The 24,512-nt window shown below is 73.4% G+C and carries 26 protein-coding genes and 2 pseudogenes; 10 read left to right on the top strand and 18 right to left on the bottom strand.

Annotated elements, in window-relative coordinates; genetic code table 11:
- The first annotated feature begins 144 nt into the window (after nt 1-144).
- Nucleotides 145-600 carry an ATP-binding protein gene (locus ACVV2G_RS18390; protein ID WP_453843801.1) on the top strand — a complete coding sequence of 152 codons (456 nt, stop codon included), beginning with the start codon at nt 145-147 and terminating at the stop codon, nt 598-600.
- A 118-nt stretch (nt 601-718) separates the two neighbouring features.
- On the opposite strand, the gene ACVV2G_RS18385 is transcribed toward ACVV2G_RS18390, so the two are convergent.
- Nucleotides 719-1,609 carry an RNA polymerase sigma factor SigF gene (locus ACVV2G_RS18385; protein ID WP_453843958.1) on the bottom strand — a complete coding sequence of 297 codons (891 nt, stop codon included), beginning with the start codon at nt 1,607-1,609 and terminating at the stop codon, nt 719-721.
- A gap of 244 nt (nt 1,610-1,853) precedes the next feature.
- Between ACVV2G_RS18385 and ACVV2G_RS18380 the strand changes: the two genes are divergently transcribed.
- The gene (locus tag ACVV2G_RS18380) at nt 1,854-2,282 is read left to right on the top strand and encodes a helix-turn-helix domain-containing protein (protein ID WP_453843800.1); all 429 of its coding nucleotides are present in this window, start codon (nt 1,854-1,856) and stop codon (nt 2,280-2,282) included.
- Nucleotides 2,283-2,410: 128 nt separating this feature from the next.
- Here ACVV2G_RS18380 and ACVV2G_RS18375 read toward each other — a convergent pair whose 3' ends face one another.
- Entirely contained in the window at nt 2,411-3,013 is a 603-nt protein-coding gene (locus tag ACVV2G_RS18375) for a ClpP family protease (RefSeq protein WP_453843799.1), read from the bottom strand.
- Between the two features lies 1 nt (nt 3,014).
- On the bottom strand, nt 3,015-3,668 hold the full coding sequence (locus tag ACVV2G_RS18370) for an ATP-dependent Clp protease proteolytic subunit (RefSeq protein WP_453843798.1): 654 nt from the start codon (nt 3,666-3,668) through the stop codon (nt 3,015-3,017).
- Between the two features lie 215 nt (nt 3,669-3,883).
- Here ACVV2G_RS18370 and ACVV2G_RS18365 point away from each other — a divergent pair, with 215 nt between their 5' ends.
- Nucleotides 3,884-4,366 carry a VOC family protein gene (locus ACVV2G_RS18365; RefSeq protein ID WP_453843797.1) on the top strand — a complete coding sequence of 161 codons (483 nt, stop codon included), beginning with the start codon at nt 3,884-3,886 and terminating at the stop codon, nt 4,364-4,366.
- A 149-nt stretch (nt 4,367-4,515) separates the two neighbouring features.
- The gene (locus ACVV2G_RS18360) at nt 4,516-5,217 is read left to right on the top strand and encodes a ribonuclease H family protein (protein ID WP_453843796.1); all 702 of its coding nucleotides are present in this window, start codon (nt 4,516-4,518) and stop codon (nt 5,215-5,217) included.
- A gap of 28 nt (nt 5,218-5,245) precedes the next feature.
- Here the strand turns inward: ACVV2G_RS18360 and ACVV2G_RS18355 are convergent, their stop codons facing one another.
- Nucleotides 5,246-5,698 (bottom strand): SRPBCC family protein, encoded by a 453-nt coding sequence (locus ACVV2G_RS18355; protein WP_453843795.1) that lies wholly within the window; start codon nt 5,696-5,698, stop codon nt 5,246-5,248.
- Between the two features lie 160 nt (nt 5,699-5,858).
- On the opposite strand from ACVV2G_RS18355, the gene ACVV2G_RS18350 reads away from it, so the two are divergent.
- Both ACVV2G_RS18350 and ACVV2G_RS18345 read left to right on the top strand, forming a co-directional pair.
- A complete protein-coding gene (locus ACVV2G_RS18350) occupies nt 5,859-7,067 on the top strand; it encodes an FAD-dependent monooxygenase (RefSeq protein WP_453843794.1) in 1,209 nt (402 codons plus the stop codon).
- 64 nt (nt 7,068-7,131) lie between these two features.
- Nucleotides 7,132-8,115, top strand: a complete 984-nt coding sequence (locus ACVV2G_RS18345) for an aldo/keto reductase (RefSeq protein ID WP_453843793.1) — start codon at nt 7,132-7,134, stop codon at nt 8,113-8,115.
- 16 nt (nt 8,116-8,131) lie between these two features.
- On the opposite strand, the gene ACVV2G_RS18340 is transcribed toward ACVV2G_RS18345, so the two are convergent.
- Nucleotides 8,132-8,479, bottom strand: coding sequence for a hypothetical protein (locus ACVV2G_RS18340; RefSeq protein WP_453843792.1), 348 nt, complete (start codon nt 8,477-8,479; stop codon nt 8,132-8,134).
- Between the two features lie 154 nt (nt 8,480-8,633).
- On the opposite strand from ACVV2G_RS18340, the gene ACVV2G_RS18335 reads away from it, so the two are divergent.
- The gene (locus ACVV2G_RS18335; protein ID WP_453843791.1) at nt 8,634-9,137 is read left to right on the top strand and encodes a DUF6328 family protein; all 504 of its coding nucleotides are present in this window, start codon (nt 8,634-8,636) and stop codon (nt 9,135-9,137) included.
- Nucleotides 9,138-9,143: 6 nt separating this feature from the next.
- Here the strand turns inward: ACVV2G_RS18335 and ACVV2G_RS18330 are convergent, their stop codons facing one another.
- The 8 genes and pseudogenes from ACVV2G_RS18330 to ACVV2G_RS18295 form a co-directional block, all read right to left on the bottom strand.
- Nucleotides 9,144-9,569 (bottom strand): SsgA family sporulation/cell division regulator, encoded by a 426-nt coding sequence (locus ACVV2G_RS18330; protein ID WP_453843790.1) that lies wholly within the window; start codon nt 9,567-9,569, stop codon nt 9,144-9,146.
- Nucleotides 9,570-9,669: 100 nt separating this feature from the next.
- Entirely contained in the window at nt 9,670-10,647 is a 978-nt protein-coding gene (locus ACVV2G_RS18325) for an LLM class F420-dependent oxidoreductase (protein WP_453843789.1), read from the bottom strand.
- 425 nt (nt 10,648-11,072) lie between these two features.
- Nucleotides 11,073-12,032, bottom strand: coding sequence for a threonine/serine dehydratase family protein (locus tag ACVV2G_RS18320; protein WP_453843788.1), 960 nt, complete (start codon nt 12,030-12,032; stop codon nt 11,073-11,075).
- A 477-nt stretch (nt 12,033-12,509) separates the two neighbouring features.
- On the bottom strand, nt 12,510-13,187 hold the full coding sequence (locus ACVV2G_RS18315) for an AIM24 family protein (RefSeq protein ID WP_453843787.1): 678 nt from the start codon (nt 13,185-13,187) through the stop codon (nt 12,510-12,512).
- A gap of 66 nt (nt 13,188-13,253) precedes the next feature.
- Nucleotides 13,254-14,567: a CAP domain-containing protein gene (locus tag ACVV2G_RS18310; RefSeq protein WP_453843786.1), complete on the bottom strand. Its 1,314-nt coding sequence runs from the start codon at nt 14,565-14,567 to the stop codon at nt 13,254-13,256.
- A 248-nt stretch (nt 14,568-14,815) separates the two neighbouring features.
- Nucleotides 14,816-15,649 (bottom strand): annotated as a pseudogene (locus ACVV2G_RS18305) (helix-turn-helix transcriptional regulator); the annotation flags it as partial.
- Nucleotides 15,650-15,664: 15 nt separating this feature from the next.
- Nucleotides 15,665-16,120, bottom strand: a pseudogene (locus ACVV2G_RS18300) (ATP-binding protein); the annotation flags it as partial.
- Nucleotides 16,121-16,359: 239 nt separating this feature from the next.
- Complete coding sequence (locus tag ACVV2G_RS18295) at nt 16,360-16,725, bottom strand: VOC family protein (RefSeq protein WP_453843785.1); 366 nt, start codon at nt 16,723-16,725, stop codon at nt 16,360-16,362.
- Between the two features lie 61 nt (nt 16,726-16,786).
- On the opposite strand from ACVV2G_RS18295, the gene ACVV2G_RS18290 reads away from it, so the two are divergent.
- Nucleotides 16,787-17,662: a universal stress protein gene (locus ACVV2G_RS18290; RefSeq protein ID WP_453843784.1), complete on the top strand. Its 876-nt coding sequence runs from the start codon at nt 16,787-16,789 to the stop codon at nt 17,660-17,662.
- Between the two features lie 16 nt (nt 17,663-17,678).
- Here the strand turns inward: ACVV2G_RS18290 and ACVV2G_RS18285 are convergent, their stop codons facing one another.
- The 3 genes from ACVV2G_RS18285 to ACVV2G_RS18275 all read right to left on the bottom strand — a co-directional run bounded on the left by ACVV2G_RS18285 (nt 17,679) and on the right by ACVV2G_RS18275 (nt 20,534).
- Nucleotides 17,679-18,911: a DUF4032 domain-containing protein gene (locus tag ACVV2G_RS18285; protein WP_453843783.1), complete on the bottom strand. Its 1,233-nt coding sequence runs from the start codon at nt 18,909-18,911 to the stop codon at nt 17,679-17,681.
- A gap of 9 nt (nt 18,912-18,920) precedes the next feature.
- On the bottom strand, nt 18,921-19,667 hold the full coding sequence (locus ACVV2G_RS18280) for an MBL fold metallo-hydrolase (protein ID WP_453843782.1): 747 nt from the start codon (nt 19,665-19,667) through the stop codon (nt 18,921-18,923).
- Between the two features lie 237 nt (nt 19,668-19,904).
- Nucleotides 19,905-20,534: an alpha-ketoglutarate-dependent dioxygenase AlkB gene (locus ACVV2G_RS18275; RefSeq protein WP_453843781.1), complete on the bottom strand. Its 630-nt coding sequence runs from the start codon at nt 20,532-20,534 to the stop codon at nt 19,905-19,907.
- A gap of 109 nt (nt 20,535-20,643) precedes the next feature.
- Here ACVV2G_RS18275 and ACVV2G_RS18270 point away from each other — a divergent pair, with 109 nt between their 5' ends.
- Nucleotides 20,644-21,315 carry a TetR/AcrR family transcriptional regulator gene (locus ACVV2G_RS18270; RefSeq protein WP_453843780.1) on the top strand — a complete coding sequence of 224 codons (672 nt, stop codon included), beginning with the start codon at nt 20,644-20,646 and terminating at the stop codon, nt 21,313-21,315.
- Between the two features lie 41 nt (nt 21,316-21,356).
- A complete protein-coding gene (locus ACVV2G_RS18265; RefSeq protein WP_453843779.1) occupies nt 21,357-23,030 on the top strand; it encodes an FAD-binding dehydrogenase in 1,674 nt (557 codons plus the stop codon).
- A gap of 155 nt (nt 23,031-23,185) precedes the next feature.
- Here ACVV2G_RS18265 and ACVV2G_RS18260 read toward each other — a convergent pair whose 3' ends face one another.
- Nucleotides 23,186-23,437, bottom strand: a complete 252-nt coding sequence (locus ACVV2G_RS18260; RefSeq protein WP_453843778.1) for a WhiB family transcriptional regulator — start codon at nt 23,435-23,437, stop codon at nt 23,186-23,188.
- A gap of 111 nt (nt 23,438-23,548) precedes the next feature.
- Nucleotides 23,549-24,472, bottom strand: coding sequence for a LysR family transcriptional regulator ArgP (locus ACVV2G_RS18255; RefSeq protein ID WP_453843957.1), 924 nt, complete (start codon nt 24,470-24,472; stop codon nt 23,549-23,551).
- Nucleotides 24,473-24,512 lie beyond the last annotated feature (40 nt).

Genomic DNA, 24,512 nt, shown 5'->3' with positions numbered 1-24,512 from the left:
GCACACCCTTCCCGCACCTCCGGGTTCCCCGCGGCACTGTGACGATGCCCGCATTGCGATGCCACGGGGACTGCCAGGCCGGGCTCGGGGTACGAGGACGGGTGCAGCAGCGTCCGGCCAGTCCGGCTTCCGAGAGAGAAACGCATGACCGACTACCTGGACGGGGCAGTGATACCGATCGGTTTCGACGTACCCGTTGACCCGCTGAGGCGGGCGGCACACTACTCCGGCGAGCCGGGATGCATCGCGCAGGCACGTTCCTTCGCCTCGGACTTCCTCGAGCAGCTGAGGACCGAGTGGTGCGCCGAGATCGGGCCCCGCGCCGACGGCGCGGTCCTGCTGGTGGTGAGCGAGCTGATCACCAACGCGGACCGCCACAGCAAGGGGCCGTACGTCCTGGAGCTCGAGGGCACGGACGCCACCGTGACGGTGACCGTCTACGACAGCAGCGGCGCGGTGCCCGAGCGTTACCCGCGCGACCCCGAACGGGTCGGCCGGCACGGGCTGGAGATCGTCCACGCCCTGGCGGAGTCGGTCGTCGTCGAACGCGTGCCGGTCGGCAAACGCGTGTGTGCGGCGATCCCCCTCACCGAGGCCTGAGGACCTCCCTCACCACCGATCACCGAGGCCTGAGGACTCACCGAGACGTGGAGACGTGCATGTGCCGCCCCACCGCTGACCGTGGGGCGACACCCGTCGTCCTCGTCGTTCCCCGCCGTCAGGCGCAGCCCAGCTCGCCGAGCATGCCCTCGCGCAGCCGGGTGATGATCCGCTTGATCAGCCGGGACACGTGCATCTGGGAGCAGCCCAGCCGCTCGCCGATCTCCGCCTGCGTGGCCTCCTCCACGAACCGCATGTGGATGATCTGCCGGTCGCGCTCACTGAGCTCGGCCATCAGCGGGGCGAGCGAGTGGAAGTCCTCGACGAGGCGCAGCCCGTCCTCCTCCACGCCGATGAAGTCGGCCAGCACCGACTCGCCGCTCTCGGCCCCCTCGCCGGTCAGGGCGGCGTCCAGCGAGGAGGAGTTGTAGCCGTTGGACGCGATCTGGCCCTCGACGACCTCGCTCTCGCTGATGTTCATCAGCGTGGCGAGCTCGGCGACCGTGGGCTCGCGGTCCAGCCGGGAGGAGAGCTCCTCGCGGGCCTTGGCCAGCTCCACCCGCAGTTCCTGGAGCCGGCGCGGTACGTGCACCGCCCAGGTGGTGTCGCGGAAGAAGCGCTTGATCTCGCCGACGATGTAGGGCAGCGCGAAGGAGGTGAACTCGACCTCGCGCGACAGTTCGAAACGGTCGATGGCCTTGATCAGGCCGATCATGCCGGTCTGGACGATGTCGTCCATGTCGTCCCCGCGACCGCGGAAGCGGCCGGCGGCGAACCGCACGAGCGACATGTTCATCTCGATCAGCGTGTTGCGCGCGTACTGGTACTCGTGCGTGCCCTCTTCGAGTTCCGTCAGACGCTGGAAGAACTGGCGGGACAGCTGCCGTGCGTCGCGCGGCGCCACCGTGCGGGGGTCCACGACACCCGGCAGTGATCCGTCACCCGTCCTGCTCCCGGTGGTCCCCTCGACGACGACCTGCGCTTCCGGCCGGATCACGGCGGTCTCCATTACCTCTCCCACGAAAGTCACGGTTCGACGTCTCTCCCTAGGTTCTTCCCGCTTGCGGGTACCCGGGGCGCGGCGGCACATGCCCCCGTGTTTTACGGGTGGCGGAAAATCGGTGCCACGGCGTCGCGGCGTGAGCTGTCGCTCCTCAGCGTAGTCCCGACGGCGCCTTACGGCACCCGGTGATTTCCCTCTGGGCGCAACACGGGCCCCTTCCGCCGCCCGGCCCGGCTCCTAGGCTGGGGAGGTGACCAGTTATCTGCCGAACGAAGTCCGTGTCATCGCCCTGCGCCCGCGGACCGCGCGCCCGGAAGGACGCTCCGGCGCTTCGCCGGTCCCCGCGGAGCCGAGGCCGCCCGCCGCCAGAGAGCCCTTGTGGCGCGATCTGGTCGGCGACGTGCTGCGCCGTGAACGTCTCTCCCAGGAGCGCACCCTGAAGGAGGTGGCGGAGGACGCCCGCATCTCCGTGCCGTACCTGTCGGAGGTGGAGCGCGGGCGCAAGGAGGCGTCGTCCGAGGTGCTGGCCGCCGCGGCGGGCGCCCTCGGGCTGGGGCTGGGGGATCTGCTGGGGCGGGCCCGGGAAGAGCTGGTCCGCCTCACCTCGCGGCACGCCGGTACGGGCCGGGCACGCGGCACGTCCGCCATGCGGCGGGACGGGATGTGCCTGGCCGCCTGACCACCCGTACGGGCCCACCGGCCCACCGGCCCACCGGCTCACCGGCTCACCGGCTCACCGGCTCACCGGCTCACCGGCTCACCGGCCCACGGGCCGGCGTCCCGCGGACGGCGGGGCGCCGGCCCGGGTCACACCCGTGGCAGGCGTCGGTCGAGCACCTCGTCGGCGAGCCCGTAGGCCACGGCCTCCTGAGCGGTGAACACCTTGTCGCGGTCCATGTCCGCGCGCAGCGTCGCCACGTCGTGCCGCGTGTGCCGGGCCAGCACCTGCTCGACCTGGGCGCGGATCCGCACCATCTCCTTGGCCTGGAGAGCCAGGTCGGAGACCGTGCCGCGGCTGCCGCCGGCCGCCGGCTGCCCGAGCAGCACCCGCGCGTGTTCCAGCACGAACCGCCGTCCCGGATCGCCGCCGGCCAGCAGCACGGCCGCCGTGGAGGCCGCCTGTCCGACACAGAACGTGGAGATCGGCGCCTGCACGAACGTCATCGTGTCGTAGATCGCCATCAGTGACGTGAACGAGCCGCCGGGGGAGTTGATGTAGACGGCGATCTCGCTCTCCGGGGCCGACGACTCCAGGTGGAGGAGTTGTGCGATCACGACGTTGGCCACACCGTCGTCGATCTTGGTGCCCAGGAAGATGATCCGTTCCGACAGCAGCCGGCTGAACACGTCGTAGGAGCGCTCGCCGTGCGGGGTCCGCTCGACGACGTTCGGAATCGTGTAGCTCCCCACGTCACAGCCCCATCCGTCGCCTGGTGGCAACCGGGCGCACGTCCGCGAGGGAGCGGACGACCTGGTCCACCAGGCCGTATTCGACGGCCTGCTCGGCCGTGAACCAGCGGTCACGGTCACCGTCGCGGGAGATGGTCTCCGGGCTCTGGCCCGTGTGCTCGGCGGTGATCCGCTCGATGGTGCGCTTGGTGAACTCCAGGTTGTCGGCCTGGATCTCGATGTCGGCGGTGGTGCCGCCGATGCCCGCCGACGGCTGGTGCATCATGATCCGCGCGTGGGGCAGGGCGTGGCGCTTGCCCGCAGCGCCGACGCTCACCAGGAACTGCCCCATGCTGGCGGCGAACCCCATGGCGAGCGTCGCGACGTCGTTCGGGATCAGCCGCATCGTGTCGTAGATGGCGAGCCCCGCGTGCACGGAGCCGCCGGGGCTGTTGACGTACAGGCTGATGTCGGTGCGCGGGTCCTGCGCGGACAGGATCAGCAGCTGGGCGCAGACCCGGTTCGCGGAGACCTCGTCGACCTGGGTCCCCAGCAGCACGATCCGCTGCGTGAGCAGCTGCGCGGCCAGCTGGTCGTCGAAGCGGGTGGCGGGGGTGTCGCCCTCCTCCGCCCGGGGCGGGGCGGCCGGGGCCGAGCCGGTGATGAGTGGAGACATCGGCGCTCCTTGTCGAGTGAGCCGTACGCGGCGGGGTGCCGCGCTTCTTCCACTCTTGGCCCGCCACGGCCGTGTGCGGCCGTTCGTCTGCCCGTGGCAGATCCGCCACGGGCGGATCTGCCGTGCCGTCCGTACCGGCGGTCGGTCCGACCGATGAGTTCCCGGGCCCGTGACGGTCGACAGTGGTGACCGGATTCCACATCCAGGAGGTACTCATGGGCACCGACGGATTCACCACGTGTCTCTGGTTCGACGGCCGGGCGGAGGAGGCCGCCCGGTTCTACGTCTCCCTCTTCGAGAACTCCGGCATCGGCGCCGTCACCCGCTGTCCCGAGGGAGCGCACAAGCCCGCCGGCACCGTGCTCACCGTCGACTTCACGGCCAACGGCCAGAAGTTCGTCGCCCTCAACGGCGGCCCGGAGTTCACGTTCAACGAGGCGGTCTCCTTCCAGATCCCCTGCGAGAGCCAGGAGGAGGTCGACCACTACTGGGCCGCACTCACCGAGGGCGGCGGCGAGGAGGGCCCCTGCGGCTGGCTCAAGGACCGGTTCGGCCTGTCCTGGCAGGTGGTGCCGGTCCGGCTCGAGCAGATGTTCCGCGACCCGGACACCGCGAAGGTGGCGCGCGCCAACCAGGCCATGATGTCGATGCGCAAGCTCGACATCGCCGCGCTGGAGAAGGCGTACGCCGGGGAGTGAACCGGCCGTCGGCGCGCGGGGCCGGAAGGGGGTGGCCGGCGTGAGGGGACGGGGCGTCCCGCCCTCCTCACCGCTCCCTCGTCCGGGGGAGGTGCCGGGCATCATGGCCGTGTCCTGGTCCCCGTCCGGGCGTCCCGGCGTGCCGTGGCATGATCGGGCGCATGCGTGAACGTGTGGTGGCCGCGTGCGACGGGGCTTCGAAGGGGAACCCGGGTCCGGCCGGCTGGGCCTGGGTGGTCGCGGACGCGGCGGAGAGTCCGGTCCGCTGGGAGGCCGGCCCGCTCGGCCGGGCCACCAACAACGTCGCCGAACTCACGGCGCTGGAGCGCCTGCTGGCGTCGACCGAACCGGACGTACCGCTCGAGGTCCGCATGGACTCGCAGTACGCGATGAAGGCCGTCACCACCTGGCTGCCCGGCTGGAAGCGCAACGGCTGGAAGACGGCCGCCGGCAAGCCGGTCGCCAACCGGGACCTGGTGGTGCGCATCGACGAGCTGCTGGACGGCCGCTCGGTCGAGTTCCGCTACGTCCCCGCCCACCAGGTCGACGGCGACCGGCTCAACGACTTCGCCGACCGTGCCGCCAGCCGGGCGGCCGTCGTCCAGGAGCGGGCGGGCAGCGGCATCGGCTCCCCGGAGCCGCCGCCCTCGCCGGACGCCCCGGCGGCGAAGAAGGCACCGCGCCGGGGGGCGGGCACGGCCCGCAGGAAAGCCGGGGGCTCCGCGCGGACCATCAAGGCCAAGTTCCCCGGGCGGTGCCTGTGCGGCCGTTCCTACGCGGCCGGCGAGCCCATCGCCAAGAACGACCAGGGCTGGGGCCACCCGGAGTGCCGCACGGCGGCGGCCGGATAGAGCCGGGCGGCCCACGCGGGACGACCGGTCACGCCACGGTGCCCCGCCAGCCGCCGGTCTCCCGGCCGCGCTCCTCGATGAAACGCTTGAACCGCTCCAGGTCGCCCTTGCTCTGCCGCTGGACGATCCCGAGCCGGTCCCCGGCCTTCTCGGCGACGCCCTCCGGCTGGAACTCCATCTGCAGCATCACCTTGGTGTGCCGTTCGTCCAGGCGGTGGAAGGTGACGACGCCGGCCTGCCGGGCCTCGCCGGACACCGTGGTCCACGCGACCCGCTCGTCCGGGACCTGCTCCGTGATCTCGGCGTCGAACTCCCGGCGCACGCCGTCCACGCTCGTCACCCAGTGGGTGAGGGTGTCGGTGCGCTGTTCGATGCGCTCCACGCCGCTCATGAACTCGGGGAACGACTCGAACTGCGTCCACTGGTTGTAGGCGGTGTGGACCGGGACGTCGACCTGGATGGACTGCTCGACCTGCGACACGCTGTGCCTCCTCCTTCGGTTCGTCGGGTGGGGTCGGCGCGGGTACCCGGGGCGTACGCGGTGAATCACCGTGGTCCGACGCACAGTTGCCTCCGCCGATGTGTCTTCCTGTTAATCTGTGATGCCAAATGACCGTTTTGAGGGCATTTCAGGGGTGTATGTGAAGGTCGCATGTGTCGGTGGCGGACCCGCCGGCCTGTATCTGTCGATCCTGCTGAAGCGGCAGGACCCCTCCCACGACATCACCGTGTACGAACGCAGCCCGGAAGGATCCACCTACGGCTGGGGCGTGACCTACTGGCGCGGACTGCTCGACCGGCTCCACGCACACGACCCCGAGTCCGCGCGCGCCGTCGAGGAGCACTCCGTGCGCTGGCGGGACGGCGTCGCCTACGTGGACGGCCGGACCGTCCGGCACCGGGGCGACGAGGGCTTCGGCATCGGCCGCCACCGTCTGCTGGAGATCCTCGCCGCCCGCGCCCGGTCCCTCGGCGTACGCGTCGAGTTCGACCACGAGACCGCCGCCGAGGACCCGCCCCGCGCCGACCTCGTCGTGGCCGCCGACGGCGTCGGCAGCGCCCTGCGCACCCGGCACGCCGGTCACTTCGGCACCGAGGTCCGGGCCGGGCGCAACCACTACGTCTGGCTCGGCACCACCAAGGTCTTCGACGCCTTCACCTTCGCCTTCACCGAGACGGAGCACGGCTGGATCTGGGCGTACGGCTACGGTTTCGGCCCCGAGGGCAGCACCTGCGTGGTCGAGTGCGCGCCCGAGACCTGGACCGGCCTGGGCCTGGACCGGGCCGACGAGGCGGAAGGGCTGACCGTACTGGAGAAGCTCTTCGCCGACGTCCTCGACGGCCATCCGCTCACCGGCCGGTCCGCGGCGGGCGCCAGCGGCTCGTGGCTGACCTTCCGTACCCTCACCAACCACACCTGGCACCGGGGCAACCTCGTCCTGCTCGGCGACGCCGCCCACACCACGCACTACTCGATCGGCGCCGGCACCACGCTCGCCCTGGAGGACGCCATGGCCCTGTCCGCCGCGCTGCGCGACCGGGCGACCCTGCCGGACGCCCTCGCCCACTACGAGCGGGAACGCAGGGAGGCCCTGCTGGCGGTGCAGAGCGCGGCCCGCCACAGTGCCCAGTGGTACGAGAACCTGCCCCGCTACATCCGCCTCCCCCCGGAGCACATGTTCGCCCTGCTCGGCCAGCGCCACTCGCCCCTGCTGCCCTACTTCCCGCCCCGGCTCTACCACCGGCTCGACCGGGCGGCCGGACGACTGGAGGCACTGCGCCGGCTCAAGCGCTGGCTGGGACCCAGGGTCGCGCGGACGGTCCAGGCGCGGAAGACCCACCGCGTGTGACCAGGGGCCTGCGACGGCCGGTCCCGGCGCGGTGCGGGAGCGCTGCGGATGACAGACTGTCGGCATGGACGAGCGCACATTCGACAGGTCGGATCAGCACGCCTCGGTGGTCGGCCTCGGCACCTGGCAACTGGGTGCCGACTGGGGAGACGTCAACGACAAGCAGGCTTTCGCGGTGCTGGAGGGAGCGGCCGAGTCGGGGGTGACGTTCTTCGACACGGCGGACGTCTACGGCGACGGGCGCAGCGAGCAGACCATCGCCGGCTTCCTGCGCGGCAGGCCCGACCTGCACGTGCTGATCGCCACCAAGATGGGCCGCCGGGTCGAGCAGATCCCGCAGAACTACGTCCTCGACAACTTCCGCGAGTGGAACGACCGCTCCCGCCGCAACCTCGGCGTGGACGTCGTGGACCTGGTGCAGCTGCACTGCCCGCCCACCCCCGTCTACTCCAGCGACGAGGTGTTCGACGCCCTGGACACGCTGGTCGAGGAGGAGCGCATCGCCGCGTACGGCGTCAGCGTGGAGACCTGCGCGGAGGCGCTGACCGCGATCGCCCGGCCGAACGTGGCGAGCGTGCAGATCATCCTCAACCCGTTCCGCATGAAGCCCCTGCGCGAGGTCCTGCCGGCGGCCCGCCGTGCGGGCGTCGGCATCATCGCCCGGGTGCCGCTGGCCTCCGGCCTGCTGTCCGGCAAGTACACCAGGGACACGGTCTTCGCCGCGAACGACCACCGCACCTACAACCGGCACGGCGAGGCCTTCGACCAGGGCGAGACCTTCTCCGGCGTCGACTTCGCCACCGGTGTGGAGGCCGCCGCGGAGTTCGCCGCGCTCGCCCCCGAGGGCTGCACCCCGGCCCAGCTGGCTCTGCGCTGGATCATCCAGCAGCCCGGCGTGACCACCGTGATCCCGGGCGCGCGTTCACCCGAACAGGCCCGCGCCAACACGGAGGCCGCCCGGATGCCGGCGCTGTCCGAGGACACGCTCACGGCGATCCGCGACCTCTACGACCGACGTCTCAAGGACCAGGTCGAGGGCCGCTGGTAGGCGGTGGGCCTCAGTCTCACGGCACCAGGAGCAGTTCCCGTTCCCGCTCCTGGTCGCCGGAGGCGGCGCCTTCGTTCCTCGTCGTGAAGGCGTGGGACAGTGTCTCGCTCGCCGCCTCCACGGCCTGGGGCGTGCCCTGAACGGTGACCGTCACCGGCGCGGACAGGGACGCGCCCGCCTCCCGGGACGCCGTGGACGCCTGCGGCTCGGTGGAGGAGTCGAAGGTCGCGGTGCGCACCGTCGCCTGCTCGTCGGCCGGGAGGCTGTCGGGTGCGCCGAAGACCCCTTCCAGTGCGCGGACGATCGCCCGCGCGTCGTCGATGCCACCACCGCTGAGCGTCACCGTGAGCTGTGTGTCGGACATTCTGCACCCTTCCCCTGCATGCGCGTCGGTCCCGGCCCGTGTAACCGCACGCCGATCACTCAAACCGGGCGCCGGTGCCCCCCCTACCGGCGCCTGAGGCAGAGGAACCCGGGAAGAGGGAAGGGAACACAGGCCGCGGCGACCGGGAGGAAACGTGACGGACCAGGACGCGACGGGGAACCCGGCTCGGCGCAGAGGGCGCAACGAGACCGAGGAGGAGCGGGCGGACCGCATGTGGACCGAGCTGATCCAGGAGGTCCGCGTCGCGCAGATGGGCGTACAGATCCTGTTCGGCTTCCTGCTGACCGTCGTGTTCACCCCGAAGTACGACGACCTCTCGGACACCGACCAGACGATCTACCTGGTGACGGTGGTCCTCGGAGCCGTGACCACCGGCGCCCTGATCGGTCCGGTGTCCCTGCACCGCATCGTCTCCGGACGGCGCGTGAAGCCCCAGGCCGTGCGCTGGGCCTCCCGGCTGACCCTGCTCGGCCTGGTCCTGCTGCTCGCCACGACGACCGCCTCGCTCCTGCTGATCCTGCGTGTCGCGACCCACGACGGTTTCGTGCCCTACCTCGTCGCCGGGGTGGTGTTCTGGTACCTGCTGTGCTGGTTCGGGATCCCGCTGTGGACCCGGTACCGGCACACGACCCGCTGAGGCGGCTCAGCCCTCCGCCATGATCTCCGCGAGGAAGTCGTCGACGCGCACCTGCTCCTCGCCCGGCCCGACCACGGCGTGGGTCTCGCGCAGGAAGGCCTCGACGGCCGCCGCCCACACGAACACCACGGCGCGGTGGCGGCCCCCGTCGGGCCGGGCGTCGCCGAGCAGCTCGATCCGCAGCTCGTCCCACATGCCCCGCGACTCGGGCCGCAGCCGCACGTCGCCCACACCGACCGGGCGGGTGAGCCCGTCGAGCACCATCTCCCGGTCCAGCGTCCAGCGGGCGAGCACCCGCCCGTCGTGACTGAACACCACGGTCAGCGCGAACGGGTCCGCGGCGTCGTAGCCGAGGTGGGCGAGCACGGGGAAGCGATCGGCGTCGCCCGCCTGAAGCTGCACGACCAGGGTTTTGTGCACGAGGGAATTCACGAGGGGGGCCTCCGGAGGACGGACGTAGAGCCCTCTAGTACCCCGTACACCCGCAAGATGCTCAGGCAGACGGGTGATTCGTCCCGGCCGCGGTGAGTCCTCAGGACGAGCCCAGCGCCTCGCGCAGCGCGGGCAGCAGGGTCTTGTGCGACCAGTCGAGGAAGGCGGGTTGCGTCTCACCGCCGATCTGCACCAGGGCGACCTCCGTGAAACCGGCCTCGGCGTACGGGCGTACGGCCTCCACGAAGGCGTCCGGGTCGTCGCCGCAGGGGATCGACTCGGCGACGTCGTCGGGGGTGACGAACTGGGTGGCCGCCTCGAAGGAGTCCGGGTGCGGCAGCTCGGAGTTGACCTTCCAGCCGTTGCCGAACCAGCGGAACTGCGCGTGGGCGCGCTTGATCGCCGTGCCCCGGTCGGGGTCGTAGGACACCGGGAGCTGGCCGACGCGCGGCTTGCCCGTGCCGCCGTGCCGGTCGAAGGCCTCCAGCAGTCCCGGCTTGGGCTCGGTGGCGATGACCAGGTCGGCGTACTCGCCCGCGAGCGCGCAGGAACGCTCCCCGGAGACGGCGATGCCGAGGGGCGGCGCGCTCTCCGGCAGGTCCCACAGCCGGGCCGACTCCACGTCGAAGTGCGTGCCGCGATGGTTCACGTGGCCGCCCTCGAACAGCGCCCGGATGATCTCCACGGCCTCCTTGAGCATCTCGTGCCGCACGTCGACGGACGGCCAGCCGCCACCCACGACGTGCTCGTTGAGGTTCTCGCCCGAGCCGAGCCCCAGCCGGAACCGGCCCTCGGAGAGCAGCTGCAGCGTCGCCGCCTTCTGCGCCACCACCGCGGGGTGGTAGCGGAACGTCGGACACGTCACGTAGGTCATCAGCGGGATGCGGGAGGTCGCCTGGGCGGCTGCGCCCAGCACGGCCCACGCGTAGGGCGAGTGACCCTGCGAACGCAGCCACGGGAAGTAGTGGTCCGAGGTCACCGAGAAGTCGAACCCCGCCTCCTCGGCCTGCACCAGATGGCCGACGAGTTCACGGGGGCCGGCCTGCTCGGTCATCATCGTGTATCCGATTTGCACCATACGGTGCGAGTCCCCGCCCGGGCGGAGCGAAAACGGGGTGGATGCGGAGGACGGGCGGAACGCGTCCGAGCGCGCACGGGCCCTTTCAGCGTCGTGATCCGTGTGGGGAGACGTGCGCCCTGCCCATGGCCTTCCCTCGCTCGCACCGCCGGCTCTCGGCTTGCCCACAGGTACGGCGGGCGGGCGGGGGCGCGTTCACAGCAGGCGGAAACCGGGATGCGTTTCTGACCGTTCCTCAAACCCCGCGGACACCGGGACGGCCGTGCGCGGGGAAAGGCGACCGTGCGGGCGGGCACCGGGTCCGGTCCGGGCACCCCCGCGCATCCGTCCGGAACGGGGTGGCCGGCGGAGTGCGCGGCTTGGTGCATCCGGGGCCCACCCGGGGATGCCCCCCCCGAAGCACGGATGCCGCGCGGCGGCCAGGTTCAGCGCAGCCCGAAGCGGTCCGCCCAGGCCGTCATGTCGGCGGTCGTGGCGTTGCCGCCGCAGACCACCAGACCGATCCGGGCGCCGTCGCCGACCCGCTCCACCACGCGCCGGGCCGCGGGCAGCAGACAGCCGGCGGCCGGCTCGGTCCACACCTTCCCGTGCTCGGCGAGGGCCAGCGAACCCTCCACGGCTTCCCGGTCCGACACCACCAGCACCTCGGTGACGAGCGCCGCCACGTGGTCGTACGTCAGCCGGGAGACGGCCGGGGCGCTGAGCGTGGTGACGATCGAGGACAGGGCCACGGGAAGCGGCCCGCCCGCCGCCAGCGCCCGGGACATCGCCTCGGCGCCCTCGGTCTCCACGCCCCAGATCCTCACGCCCGGCCACCGGGCCCGCAGCCCCGCGGCCACCCCCGCGATCAGCCCGCCGCCCCCGACGCTCACCAGGACGTCGGTCAGCTCCCCGGCGTCCTCGGCGAACTCCAGTCCCACGGTGCCCTGGCCGGCGATCACCACGGGGTCGTCGAAGGGATGGACCAGGGTCAGTCCCTCCTCCCGCAGCCGGGACACGAGCGCGAAGGCACGGTCCATCCCGTCGGTCAGCCGCACCTGCGCGCCCGCCTCCTCGGCGGTCCGCACGGAACGGGCCGGTGCCGTGCTCGGCATGACCACCGTGGCCTTCACGTCGAGGGAGGCCGCCATGACCGCCACCGCGACGCCGTGGTTGCCGCCGCTCACCGCGACGACACCGGCGGCCCGCTCGGCCTCCGTCAGCGACAGCAGCTTCGCCGTCGCGCCGCGCGCCTTGAACGAACCGGTGCGCTGGAGCAGCTCCAGTTTCGCGGTGACCGGGACGCCGAGCAGCGCCGACAGCCCGGGGCTGGGCACGGTAGGGGTGCGGACCACATGCCCCGCGATCCGCTCCGCCGCGGCTTCGATCTCCGTGATCCCGATCAAGTCGGTCCTCCTTACGGCGCGGGCGGTGATCCGCGCACCCGCGACCCTTTCGCGCCAGGCGCCCGAGGTCAACTCGGTCAGGGACCGCGGGCGGTGAGCGGCGTGCGCGGCGGCCGGCGGCCCTCACAGCCGGCGTCGCACCAGGAAGTCCCGCAACGACCTCAGCTCTCCGGCCGCCCCCGCCCACGGTGCCGCCTCGGCGAGCGCCGCCTCCGCCGCACCCAGGCACCGGTGCGCCTCGGCCGGGGCCGCCGCGTGTCCGACTGCCTCGTCGGCCGGGAGGGTGGCCGTCCCGGGGCCGGCGGTCCCGCATGCCGGCACTGCGGCCGGCCGTCGCGCGGCCGGACGGGGCGCCCGGAGCGCGGACGGCACCGGGAAGGTCCTCTTCCGCTGCCGCGGGTCGCCGTACACGGGTCGGCCGGCGAGGGCCGAACCGCCCCGGACGCCCAGCACGTCGTCGACCCGGAAGGCGATGCCTCAGTGCTGCTGCGTCTTCTGCGGAGTCGCCTCACTCGGCCGTACGACGGCGAAGCCCTCGCCCTGGAGCACCAGCTGCACGGCCTCGCCCGAACCACCGCGCAGCATCGAGCCGATGGACTGCGAGCGGTGCAGGGAGGTCGCGAGCCCGGCGGACCAGCCGACGATCGCGTCCGTGTCGACGTACACCGGGTACTGCGGCGAGACCGGGATCACCAGCGGGCTGCCCTCGCACACCAGCCCCAGCCTGCCCTGCCCGGTGAAAACGCTGTTGAACAGCCCGCCGCCGGCGATGCCCGAACCCTTCACGGTGGCGATGCGGTACGACAACGAGGAGTCGAAGCACAGGACGTTGCGGCCGTTGACCGTGAACTCGTCGCCGGACTCCACCTCCACGATGAAGCAGCTCTGCGCCTCGTGCGCGAACCAGGCCTCGCCCTGCCCGCTCACCGCCATCAGGGGCAGCCCCTCACCCGTGACCGCGCGTTTGAGCATGCCGCCCACGCCCTGGCCCTTGCGCTCGAACTGGAGACTGCCGCGGTAGGCGACCATCGCGCCCTGCCGGGCCAGCATGTCGCCGTTCACCGTGTAACGGATGCACTTGGAGTTCTCGACGGTCATGCCCGGCGCCGTGGCGGGCTGCACCATGTGCTCACTGGAAAAGAGGTCACCCTTCATACGGGCATCCTGGCCCGGAGGGACCCCTTCCGCCAAGATCGCGCCCCCCGGCCGGACCCACCGGACTCACCCGCCGAGGAGCTGCGTCCAGTACGTGCCGGCCCGGCCGCCGCCGGCGAGACCGATCCCGATGTGGGTGAACGCGGCCTTGAGGATGTTGGCGCGGTGCCCGGGGCTGTTCATCCAGCCCTCCACGACCTCGGCCGGGGAGCGCTGGCCGCAGGCGATGTTCTCGCCGACGGCGCGCCGCCCGGCGCCCGCGGCGGCGGCCCGGTCCCAGGGCCCGCCGCCGTCCGGATCGGTGTGGGAGTAGAAGTCGCGGGCCACCATGTCGGCGCTGTGCGCCTGCGCGGCCGCGGTGAGCCGGGGGTCGACGGCCAGCGCGGGCAGACCCGCCGCGGCCCGCTCCCGGTTGGTGAGGTCGACGACCTCGGCCGTCGTGCGGGTCAGCCCGTCCGCGGTGAACGGCACGGCCCACAGCACGGTCCAGAAGGTGACACCGGAACCGCCGTCCGAGGCGTACGCCCACCCGGTGTGCGTGAAGGCGGCGTGCAGCGTGCGCCGGGTGCGCTCGGTGCCCAGGCAGTGGGCGACGAACTCGGCGGGCGTGCGCGGGCCGGAGACCAGGTGCTCGCCGACGGTGAGGTACGTGTATCCGGCGCGGACGACGCGCTGGTGGACGGAGACGCCGTCCCGGGTCTCGACGCTCAGGGTGCCGGCGGCGGCCATCGCGGCGGCGTGGTCGCGCGCGGCGGAGACCAGGCGCACGTCGGCGGTGACGGGACGGGAACCGGCCGCCGTACGGGCGGAGTTCACCAGGGCGAGGAAGCCGTCGGGGCCGGCGGCGGGCCCCCGGGGCGCGGCGGGAGCGGCCGGCGACCGGACGTCGGACGCCGCGGTGTCCTCCACGACCTCCACCCCGAAGTCCCGGGCGAGACCGGCGAGTCCGTCGGCGTATCCCTGGCCGAGCGCGCGCAGCTTCCAGCCCTCGCCGCGCCGGTAGAACTCCGCGAGCAGCAGTACGGTCTCCTGCCGGGGCCGCGCGGGGGTGAACCGGGTCACCGCCCGGCCCCGGGCGTCGGTGACGTGGAGCGTGGGGGAGGGCAGCGCACCCAGGGCGGTCCGGGGGTCCGAGGGGCTGACCGCCACCGTCACCCGGGTGGCACCGGGGCGCAGCCGCGCGGGATCGACGGTGAGCCTGTCGCCGTGCAGCCGGGCGCCGGGCGCCTCCGGCTGGTTGTAGAAGACGAAATCGGCGTCGCCGCCCACCTTCCCGCCCTCGTCCGTGACGAGTGCCGACACGTCGAAACCACCGGGCACCCGAACGCTCACGGGCCCGTCCGGCAGAGGGACGTTGCCCCCGGGGACCAGCTCACTCATCGTGCCGCCCTCTGTCGTGGTCTGCGCTCCGGCCGGGGTTCCGGTGTCGGCTCAACGTCCGCCGCGCGCCGCGGGTTCCCGGCGCGGAGCGGGCCCCCGGGGCCGACGGTACCGGGCGCCCGAGCCCGTCCCGGACTCCGAGGCTCGTCCCGTGCCCGGCCCCCGGACGCACCCCGATCGGGGACCCTCGAGCCGGGCGGAGCTTCGGCCGGGGCGGACCCGGGCCGGGTGCCCGTGGCGGGCCGGGGTCAGGCCGACGTGGTCGTCCCCGGAGCGATCAGACCCCGGCGGTAGGCGACCGCCACCGCCTCGGTCCGGCTCGCGGCGTCGAGCTTGGCGAGGATGTTGGAGACGTGGACGCTCGCCGTCTCGGAGCTGATGAACAGCTCCTCGCCGATCCGGCGATTGCTCAGGCCGAGGGCCAGGAGCCGCAGCGCGTCCTGCTCGCGGGCGGTGAGCACGGCGGCCCCGCCCCTGCCGCCCGCGAGCCGGCCGCGGCGGGTCAGGTCGTCCAGGCGCTCGCGCAGGAGCGTGGCGCCCAGCCGGTCGGCCTCCCGGCGTACGGTGCCGGCCTAGGCGGCCTCCTCGCGGCGGTCGGCGGTCAGCAGGGCCTCGGCGAGCCGGAGCCGGCACCGCGCGCGTTCGTAGACGTCGCCGTACGCGAACCCGGCCGCCGCCTTCCGCCAGGCCGCCGGGTCCGGTCCGGCCCCCGTGGTCCGGGCCCACTCCGCCTCGGCGCGCGCCAGCCACGCCTGTCCCTCCGGACCCTGCGGTACGCCGTCCTCCCCCCGCCGGACTGACCGGCGGGCCCCTTCCACGAGTTCCGTCGCGGTGTCCGTCCAGCGACCCGTCCCCGTCTCGTCGCCGGCCCCGCGCAGCCGGACGACGGCGTCGGCGACCGCGGGCAGGGCGAGGGCGGCCAGCCTGACGGTGGCGGCGGGCCGGGTGCCCGCGTCGTCGGTGAGCGCCTCGACGGTGGACCGCATCCACCGCACGGCCTCCTCCGCGTCCCCGCGCAGCGCGGCGGCGTCGGTCAGCACGATGCCCGCGACCACCGTGCCCATCCAGTCGGACGGCCCCTCCGGTCGGGAGGACTGCTCGGTCCAGTGCAGGACCTCAAGGGCCAGCAACAGCGGTGACGGGTCCGCCAGTTCGGTCAGCAGGGCGGCCACGCCCTCGAACAGCCGCAGCCGGGAACGCGTGGCGGCGTCCCCGCCGTCCGGGCCCCCGCCGAGCAGCCGGTCGGCCACCGGATGGGCGGCCAGGACGGCGGCGAAGCGCTCGTCGGCCGCCAGCGCACCGAGGATCTCGGTGAACGGCAGGTACGGCAGGCCGACGTCGCCCAGGTCGACGCAGTGCCCGGTGAGCACGGTCGTCCCGGCCGCGGCGGCCTCGTCGAGCGTCCGGGTCTTGCCGACCCCGGCGTCCCCGGCGATCAGCACCGCACATGCCTGGCCGGAACGGGCGCGCTCCAGTACGTCATGGAGACGCGCGAGTTCGTCCTCGCGGCCGACGAGCGGGCTGGTGCGTGAGGTCTGCGGCACGACGCCCATCCCGGCACGTCGGCCCGGCACACCGGCCCGGCACGTCGGCCCGGCACACCGGCCCGGCACACCGGCCCGGACCGGGGCCGCCGCAGCGGGCGGCTGCCGCTCGGCGCCGCGGCGCCGAACGGCCCGGCCGACGGGTACCCGCCCCGCCGGCCCGGGAGACGGCTGGTCCGCGCGGTGGCTGACCGGCGGGGTGAGCCGCGGTCCCGTGCCGTGTCCCGTGCCCGATCGCGGTGGCCCGCTCAGGCGCCGGGAGGACCGCCCCGGGGCCCCAGCACACAGAACTCGTTGCCCTCCGGGTCGCTCAGCACCACCCACGGCTGCTCGCCCTGCCCGACGTCGGCCCGGCGTGCGCCCAGCTCCAGCAGCCGGGCCACCTCGGCCTCCTGGTCCACCGGCCGGAAGTCGAGGTGCAGCCGGTTCTTGACGGTCTTGCCCTCGGGCACCGGGACGAACAGCAGCCCCGGCAGCCGGTCCGGCTCCGGACGGATCTCGTACTCGTCGGGGGCGTCGTTCACCACGACCCATCGGAGCGCCTCGGCCCACCAGCGTCCGATCGCGGCGGGATCGGCCGCGTCGACGTTCACCTGCTCCCACTCCAAGGTCATGACGACAGCGTAGGGAAGACTGGGCTCCATGAACGAGACCGCGATACAGGGAGGGACCCGCATGACGCGCCCGATCACGGCCGGTGTGGACGGTTCGGAGGAGAGCCTGGCCGCTCTGGCCTGGGCCGCCGGGGAAGCGGCGCGCCGCCGGGCGCCGCTGCGTGTCGTGCACGCCTGGCGGCTCCCGTCGCAGGACACGGCCGGCACGCTGGACCGGGACGCGCACGAACGCCTGGTACGGGACTCGGTGGCCGAGTCGGTCCGGACCGTCACCGAGCGCCACCCGGACCTCACGGTCTCCACGGAGATCCGTGAGGCCGACGACGCCGTCGCGGTGCTGCTCGCCGCCGCGGCCGACGCCGAGACGCTCGTGCTCGGGTCGCGCGGCCACGGAGCGGTCGTCGGATTCCTGCTCGGCTCCGTCGGCCGGCAGGTGATCGCCGAGACGGTCCGGCCCGTCGTCCTCGTGCGGGCCGGGGAGGAGGCCGCGGCCGGGGCCGCCGACCGCGAGATCGTGGTGGGCCAGCAGGGGGAACCGGAGGACAGCGCCGACGTGATCGGGTTCGCCTTCCGGGCGGCCGCCGAGCGCGGCGCCACGGTGCGGGCCGTGCGGGCCTGGGCCCTGCCGACGGTGTTCACCTACAGCCCGGGCTCGATGCGGCTCGCCGACGAGGCCGGCGGCCTGGAGCAGTACGAGCGGAAGGCACTCGGCGAGGCGCTCGCGCCCTGGCGGGCGCGCTTCCCCGACGTTCCGGTTCTCGAGCACGTCGAGATGGGCAGCGCGGGCCAGGTGCTGCTGTCGGTGGCCGGCGGCGCCCAGCTCATGGTCGTCGGCCGCCGTGCCCGCCGTACGGCCGTCGGCGCCCGGATCGGCTCCGTGGCGCACGGCGTGCTGCACCACGCCGACTGCCCGGTGGCGGTGGTTCCGCACACGTGACGGCCCGGCGCGCCGCTCAGTGCGCCGGGGGCCGAAGAGTTTCCCGGGCCCCCGGCAGGATGGTGGCGATGTAGTCCTCGACGGCCGTCTCCAGGCCGATGTCGTGCTGGGCGCGCTCCGACAGGAACCAGCGGTGCTCCAGCAGCTCGTGGTAGATCTCGGCCGGGTCCATCGCACCGCGCAGCTCCACCGGTACCGCGCGCACGGTGGGCCGGAAGACCTCGCGCACCCAGCGGTGGGCGAGGACCTCCGGGCGGGCTCCGAGGGGGTCGCCCGGGGCGTAGTCGTCCTGGGTGGCCATCCAGCTCTCCAGGTCGTTCAGCAGCCGCCGGGCCTGGTTCTCCTCCGCGTCCAGGCCCGTCAGACGCAGCAGTTGGCGCTGGTGGTGGCCCGCATCGACGACCTTGGGCACGAAGGTGACCGTGTCGCCGTTGGAGGCGTGCTCGATCTGCATCTCGGCCACGTCGAAGCCGAGGTCGTTGAGCCGCCGGATCCGGCGCTCGATGTAGTGGTACTTGCCCGCCGGGTAGACGGAGGTGCGGGTCAGCTCCTCCCACAGACGGCGGTAGCGGGCGCAGATCTCCGTGCCGAAGTCGATCGGGTCGACGGAGGGGTGCAGGGCACCGGAGGCCTCCAGGTCGAGCAGTTCACCGCTGATGTTCACCCGGGCGAGGTCGAGGTCGTAGTCGCGCTGCCCGTCGCTCAGCCGGGGGTGCAGTTCCCCGGTCTCGGCGTCCACCAGGTACGCGGCGTAGGCGCCCGCGTCGCGCCGGAAGAGCGTGTTGGACAGCGAGCAGTCGCCCCAGGCGAAGCCGGCCAGGTGCAGCCGGACCAGCAGCACGGCCAGGGCGTCCATCAGCCGGTGCATGGTGGCCGGACGCAGCGTCGTCTCGAACATCGACCGGTACGGCATGGAGCCGCCGAGGTGGCGGGTGATCAGCACCGGTTCCAGCGCCTGGCCGGCGCTGTCGACGCGGCCGGTGACCACGGCCAGCGCGTCCACCGCCGGGATGGCGAGCCGGTCCAGGTCGCGCAGCAGCTGGTACTCGCGCAGCGCGGGCCGTTCGGCCAGCTCCTTGACGGCGATCACCTCGTCCCCGGCGCGGGCGTAGCGGACGACGTGCCGCGAGATGCCGCGCGGCAGCGGGACGAGGTACTCCTCGGACCACTGCTCGAGCGGCGTCTGCCAGGGCAGTTCGAGCAGGAGCGCGGGGTGCTCCGGATTGGTGGCGCTGATCTGCAAGGCCATGCCCCGACTCTAGAACGCCCGTTCCCGGGCCTGTCGGGCGGCTTCCCCCACCGGGCCGCGGTGGAGGGGGCCGTGTCCCGGGAGCAGGACGTCGCCGTCCAGCCCCGCGAGGACGCCGAGGGAGGCCGCGGCGCGTGCCCGGTCGCGGTGGAACATGCCGGGCAGCAGCTGCGGGCCCTCGATCCGGGAGGTGGCGTGCCCGCTCACCAGCGCGTCGCCGGAGATCACCACCCCGGCGCCGGGGAGGTGGTAGGCGCAGTGCCCGTCGGTGTGCCCGGGGGTGTGCACCGGCACGGGCCGGCCGGGCAGGTCGAGGGGGCCGTCGGCGGGGAAGGGCTCCGGCGAGGCCACCGGGTGCCGTCCGGTACCGCCGGAACGGAGCACGTGCACCGACCACGGCAGCACGCCCGGCCGCCAGGCGTTGCGCAGCACCGTGCCGACCGACACCTGGTGGAGGAAGTCCCCCCGGGCGTGGGGAACTTCGGCCTGGTGGAGGAGGACCGGGGTGCCGTGGGCGGCGCGCAGGTACTGGGCCGAGCCCAGATGGTCGCTGTGGGCGTGGGTGATCAGCACGGCCACGACCGCCTCCGGCGCACTGCCCACCTCCCGCAGCGAGGCGAGGAGCTGCGCGCGGTCGCCGGGATAGCCCGTGTCGACCAGCGTGACGGCGTCCCCCTCCGTCAGGATCACCCAGTTGGTGTGGGAGCCGTGCACCAGGTAGGTGCCGTCCCCGACGTGTCGTACCCGTGCCCGCATGATCGTCCCGCGTTCCGCTCGTCCGGTTCCGGCGGCACCAGACAAGCACGTCGGGAGAGCGGGCCGCAGCGGGGGGTGCCGCTGCGCGGAGCCCCGCCCGGGCGCGGGCGGCCGGGCGCGGGCCCTTCCCTTCCCGCCCGGTGTGGGGGAGCCCCGGGTGGGAGAGCCGCGGCTGGGGGAGGGGCTTCCGGTCCGGGCGGCGGTGGAGGGTTTCCGGGCAGGGCGGCGCAGGACGGCTCAGCGCACGCCGTGCGGGCGGAACTGGACGCTGATGCGGGGCCCGGCGGCGCGGGCGCTCTTGGGGACGCAGTGCTCCCAGGTGCGCTGGCAGGAGCCGCCCATCACGATCAGGTCGCCGTGGCCGAGCGGCCGGCGCACCGTGTCGCCGCCTCCGCCCGCCGGGCGCAGCAGCAGGTCCCGGGGCGCGCCGACCGAGAGGATGGCGACCATCGTGTCCCGGCGCGCCCCCCGCCCGGTCCGGTCGCCGTGCCAGGCGACGCTGTCCCGGCCGTCGCGGTAGTGGCACAGCCCGGCGGTGGTGAACGGTTCGCCCAGCTCCTCGGCGTAGTACGCGGACAGCGCGTCACGCGCCTCGGTGAGCAGCGGATGCGGCAGCGCGTCGCCCGCGCCGTAGAACGCGAGCAGCCGGGGAACGGCCACCACCTGGTCGTACATGGCGCGCCGCTCCGCTCGCCACGGGACCTCGGCGGCCAGTCGCTGGAACAGCGCGTCGGCGCCGCTCAGCCAGCCGGGAAGCAGGTCGATCCAGGCCCCGGCGCCGAGGCGGGTGCGGCGCACCGCGTCCAGCGGGCCGAGCCGGGCCTCGTCGGCCTGGTCGAAGAGCGAGCCCTGGAGGTGCGTGGTCATGGCACCAGCGTACCCCTCATTCGAAAATGTGTTCTACATATGGCGCGGGGCTGTGGATACGCCGATGTATCGGATACCTTCGCGTATCGAGCGGGAGGAGGGGCCGGACATGGCGGCGAGGGCGACCACCGGGCGCGTGACCAGGAGGCGCGCGCGTACCCGCGCGGACCTGCTGGGGGCGGCGTTCACGGTGTTCGCGGCCAAGGGGTTCGGCCGGGTCTCGATCGAGGAGGTCTGCGACGCGGCCGGGTACAGCCGGGGCGCCTTCTACTCGAACTTCGACAGCCTCGACGAGCTGTTCTTCGCCCTCTACCGCCAACGGGCCGACCTGATCGCGGACCAGGTGTCCGACGCCCTGGCCCAGGACGGGCCGGACCTGGACGTGCCCGCCGCGGTGGACCGCGTCACCGAGGTGCTGCTCCTGGACCGGGACTGGCTCCTGGTGAAGACGGACTTCCTGGCGCACGCCGCCCGCGACCCGGCCGTGGCACGCACCCTGCTGGAACACCGGGCGCGGCTCAGGCGCGCGATCGCCGGCCGGCTCGCCCGGGCCCGCGGGCACACGGCCCTGCCGGCCGTGCTGGGCGACGTCGACGGCGCCGCACAGGCCGTGGTCGCCGCGTACGACGGAGTCACCACCCAACTGCTCCTGGACCGGGACACCGGGCACGCCCGCGCCTGGCTGGGACGGCTGCTCACCGCACTGCTCACCGAGGGCAGCGGCTCACCGAGGGCGGCGGCGCCCCCGCGAGCCCTCGGCGCTGCGCACGGATCCCCTTGAACTCCCCATCGCACGCACGGAAACAGGAAGGGACGGTCGCCATGGATGCCGACGTCATCGTGGTCGGAGCGGGCCTGGCGGGCCTGGTCGCGGCGCACGAACTGACCAGCCGGGGGCGGCGGGTCGCCCTCGTCGACCAGGAGAACGCCGCCAACCTCGGCGGGCAGGCCTTCTGGTCCTTCGGCGGCCTCTTCCTCGTCGACTCCCCGGAGCAGCGCCGTCTGGGCGTCAAGGACTCCCTCGACCTGGCCTGGAACGACTGGCAGGGCAGCGCGGGCTTCGACCGGATAGAGGACGAGGACTCCTGGGCGGTGCGCTGGGCCCGGGCGTACGTCGAGTGGGCGGCGGGGGAGAAGCGGTCCTGGCTGGCCGGCCACGGCATCAGCTTCCTGCCCACCGTCGGCTGGGCCGAGCGCGGTGACCTCAGGGCCGCCGGGCACGGCAACTCCGTGCCCCGCTTCCACATCGCCTGGGGCACCGGCACGGGCGTCGTCGAGCCCTTCGTACGGTACGCGGAGCAGGCCGCGCGCGACGGGCTGCTCACCTTCCACCACCGCCACCGCGTCGACCACCTGGTCGTCGAGGGCGGCGCCGCGCGCGGGGTGCGCGGCACGATCCTCGCCGAGGACTCCTCGCCCCGGGGCGCCGCGTCCAACCGCGAGGAGACCGGCGCGTTCAGCCTCACCGCCCAGGCCGTGATCGTCACCTCCGGGGGCATCGGCGCGGACCACGACACCGTCCGACGCCACTGGCCCGAGCGCCTGGGAACACCGCCCGCCGAGATGGTCACCGGCGTTCCCGCCTACGTCGACGGACGGATGCTCGACATCAGCGCCGAGGCGGGCGTACGCCTGGTCAACCGCGACCGGATGTGGCACTACACCGAGGGCCTGCGCAACTGGGACCCCATCTGGCCCGGCCACGGCATCCGCATCCTGCCCGGGCCGTCCTCCATGTGGTTCGACGCCCTCGGCCGCCGCCTGCCCGAGCCGTGCCTGCCCGGCTACGACACCCTCGGCACGCTGCGGCACCTGCGCACGGCCGACGACCTGGCGGGCCACGACCACTCCTGGTTCATCCTGACCCAGAAGATCGTCGAGAAGGAGTTCGCGCTCTCCGGCTCCGAGCAGAACCCCGACATCACCGCCAAGGACCGCGCCGGGTTCCTGCGCGAACGCGTCCTCGGCAAGGGAGCGCCGGGACCGGTGGACGCCTTCCTGCGCAACGGCGCCGACTTCGTGACGGCACCGAACCTGGAACAACTGGTCGAGAAGATGAACCGGTTGACCGACGCACCGCTCCTGGAGGCCGCCGGCATCCGGCGCCAGATCGAGGCCCGCGACCTCCAGATGGCGAACCCGTACGCCAAGGACGCCCAGGTCCAGGGCATCCGCAACGCCCGCCGCTACATCGGTGACCGGCTCGGCCGGGTCGCCACCCCGCACCGCATCCTCGACCCGGCGGCGGGCCCGCTGATCGGCGTCAAGCTGCACGTCCTCACCCGCAAGACCCTCGGCGGCATCCAGACCGACCTGGACTCCCGCGCCCTGGGGGCCGACGGCACGCCGATCGCGGGCCTGTACGCGGCCGGTGAGGTGGCCGGCTTCGGTGGCGGCGGAGTGCACGGCTACAACGCGCTGGAGGGGACGTTCCTCGGCGGCTGCCTGTTCTCCGGGCGGGCGGCGGGCCGGGCCGCGGCGCGGCAGACCGCCTGAGCCGCGGACGCGTCACGCCGGCGGCTCCCCTCCGCCCGCTCACCCGCACGTTCAGGCCGGTCCTGCCAGGGGTCCCGCCGTCGTGGGCCGACGGACGCCGGGCGTTCGACGTCGGCCCACGGCCGGCCGCCGCGGCGACCGGGCCGTGGCGGAAGTCAGCCGGAGCGCCTGCGCGCGGACTCGCGCCGCTTGAGCGCACGGCGTTCCAGTTCGCTCGTCCCGCCCCAGACGCCGATGGTCTGCCCCGTGTCGAGTGCCCACCGCAGACACTGCTCCTGCACCGGGCAGCCCCGGCAGACGGTCTTGGCCTGCTCGGTCTGCAAAGCGGCCGGGCCGGTGGTGCCGATCGGGAAGAACAGGTCGGGGTCCTCCGTACGGCACGCGGCGTACTCTCGCCAGTTGTCCATCAAAGTCACCTGCGATCGGTCTCGTTCGCGCCCTGATTGCCTTACCCCGTTCCGGGTGACCTGTCGGTACCGGAGTGAAACCGGCTGTGTGCCATCAGTCGTGCCGCGCGCCTACTTCCGCAGCGCCCGGGCCGCCGCCGACACCACCGCGCCGGCCACGGTGGCCAGCGCCGGGGAGTCGAGTCTCCACTGCTGCCAGTACAGCGAGACGTCCACCGGCAGATCCGGGGCGAAGGCGACAAGTCGCCCCGAACGCAGCAGCGGTCGCGCCTGCGGTTCGGGCACCATGCCCCAGCCCAGCCCCGCGGCGACCGCCTCGGCGAACCCCTCCGAGGTCGGGACGTGGTGCCGCACGGCACTCGCGCCGTCGTGGCCGAACCGGCGCGCGAAGCCGTCCTGGAAGTCGTCCCGCCGGTCGAAGACCACCACCGGTGCCTCGCCGAGCGACTGCCGCAGCGGCCCGTCCAAGTGCCGCGCGGCGAAACCGGGTTCGGCGCACGGGAGGTACCGCATCCGGCCCAGGCGCTGGACGGTGCAGCCGGGGACGGGGTCGGGCGACGAGGTCACCGCCGCCATCACCACGCCCTCGCGCAGCAGGGCCGCGGTGTGGTCCTCGTCCTCGCGGCGCAGTTCGAAACAGAGCCGCGGCTCCGGGGGCACCCGGGTGAGGGCGCCCAGGAACCAGGTCGCGAGGGAGTCGGCGTTGACCGCCACCGAGACCCGCGTCGGCTCTCCGGCCCCGCTCAGCCCCAACTCGGCGTACGCGTCCCGCTCCAGCCGGATCATCTGGCGGGCGAGGCGTACCAGCACCGCGCCGGAATCCGTCGCCCGCACCGGCTTGGTACGCAGCAGCAGCACCCGGCCGGTGCGCTGCTCCAGCGCCTTCACCCGCTGGCTGACCGCCGACGGCGTCACGTGCAGCGCCGCGGCCGCCGCGTCGAACGTGCCCTCGTCCACCACGGCCAGCAGGGTGCGCACCTGTTCGAGCGGCAAGTCCGCGAACGCCCCCGCCGATCCCGTCGCCTCCGGTGTCATCACGGTCGCTAATGATACGTAAGAATCTTTAGCTGTACGT

The organism is Streptomyces sp. JK94 (assembly GCF_053613315.1).
This window is presented reverse-complemented; position numbering and strand designations above follow the sequence as displayed.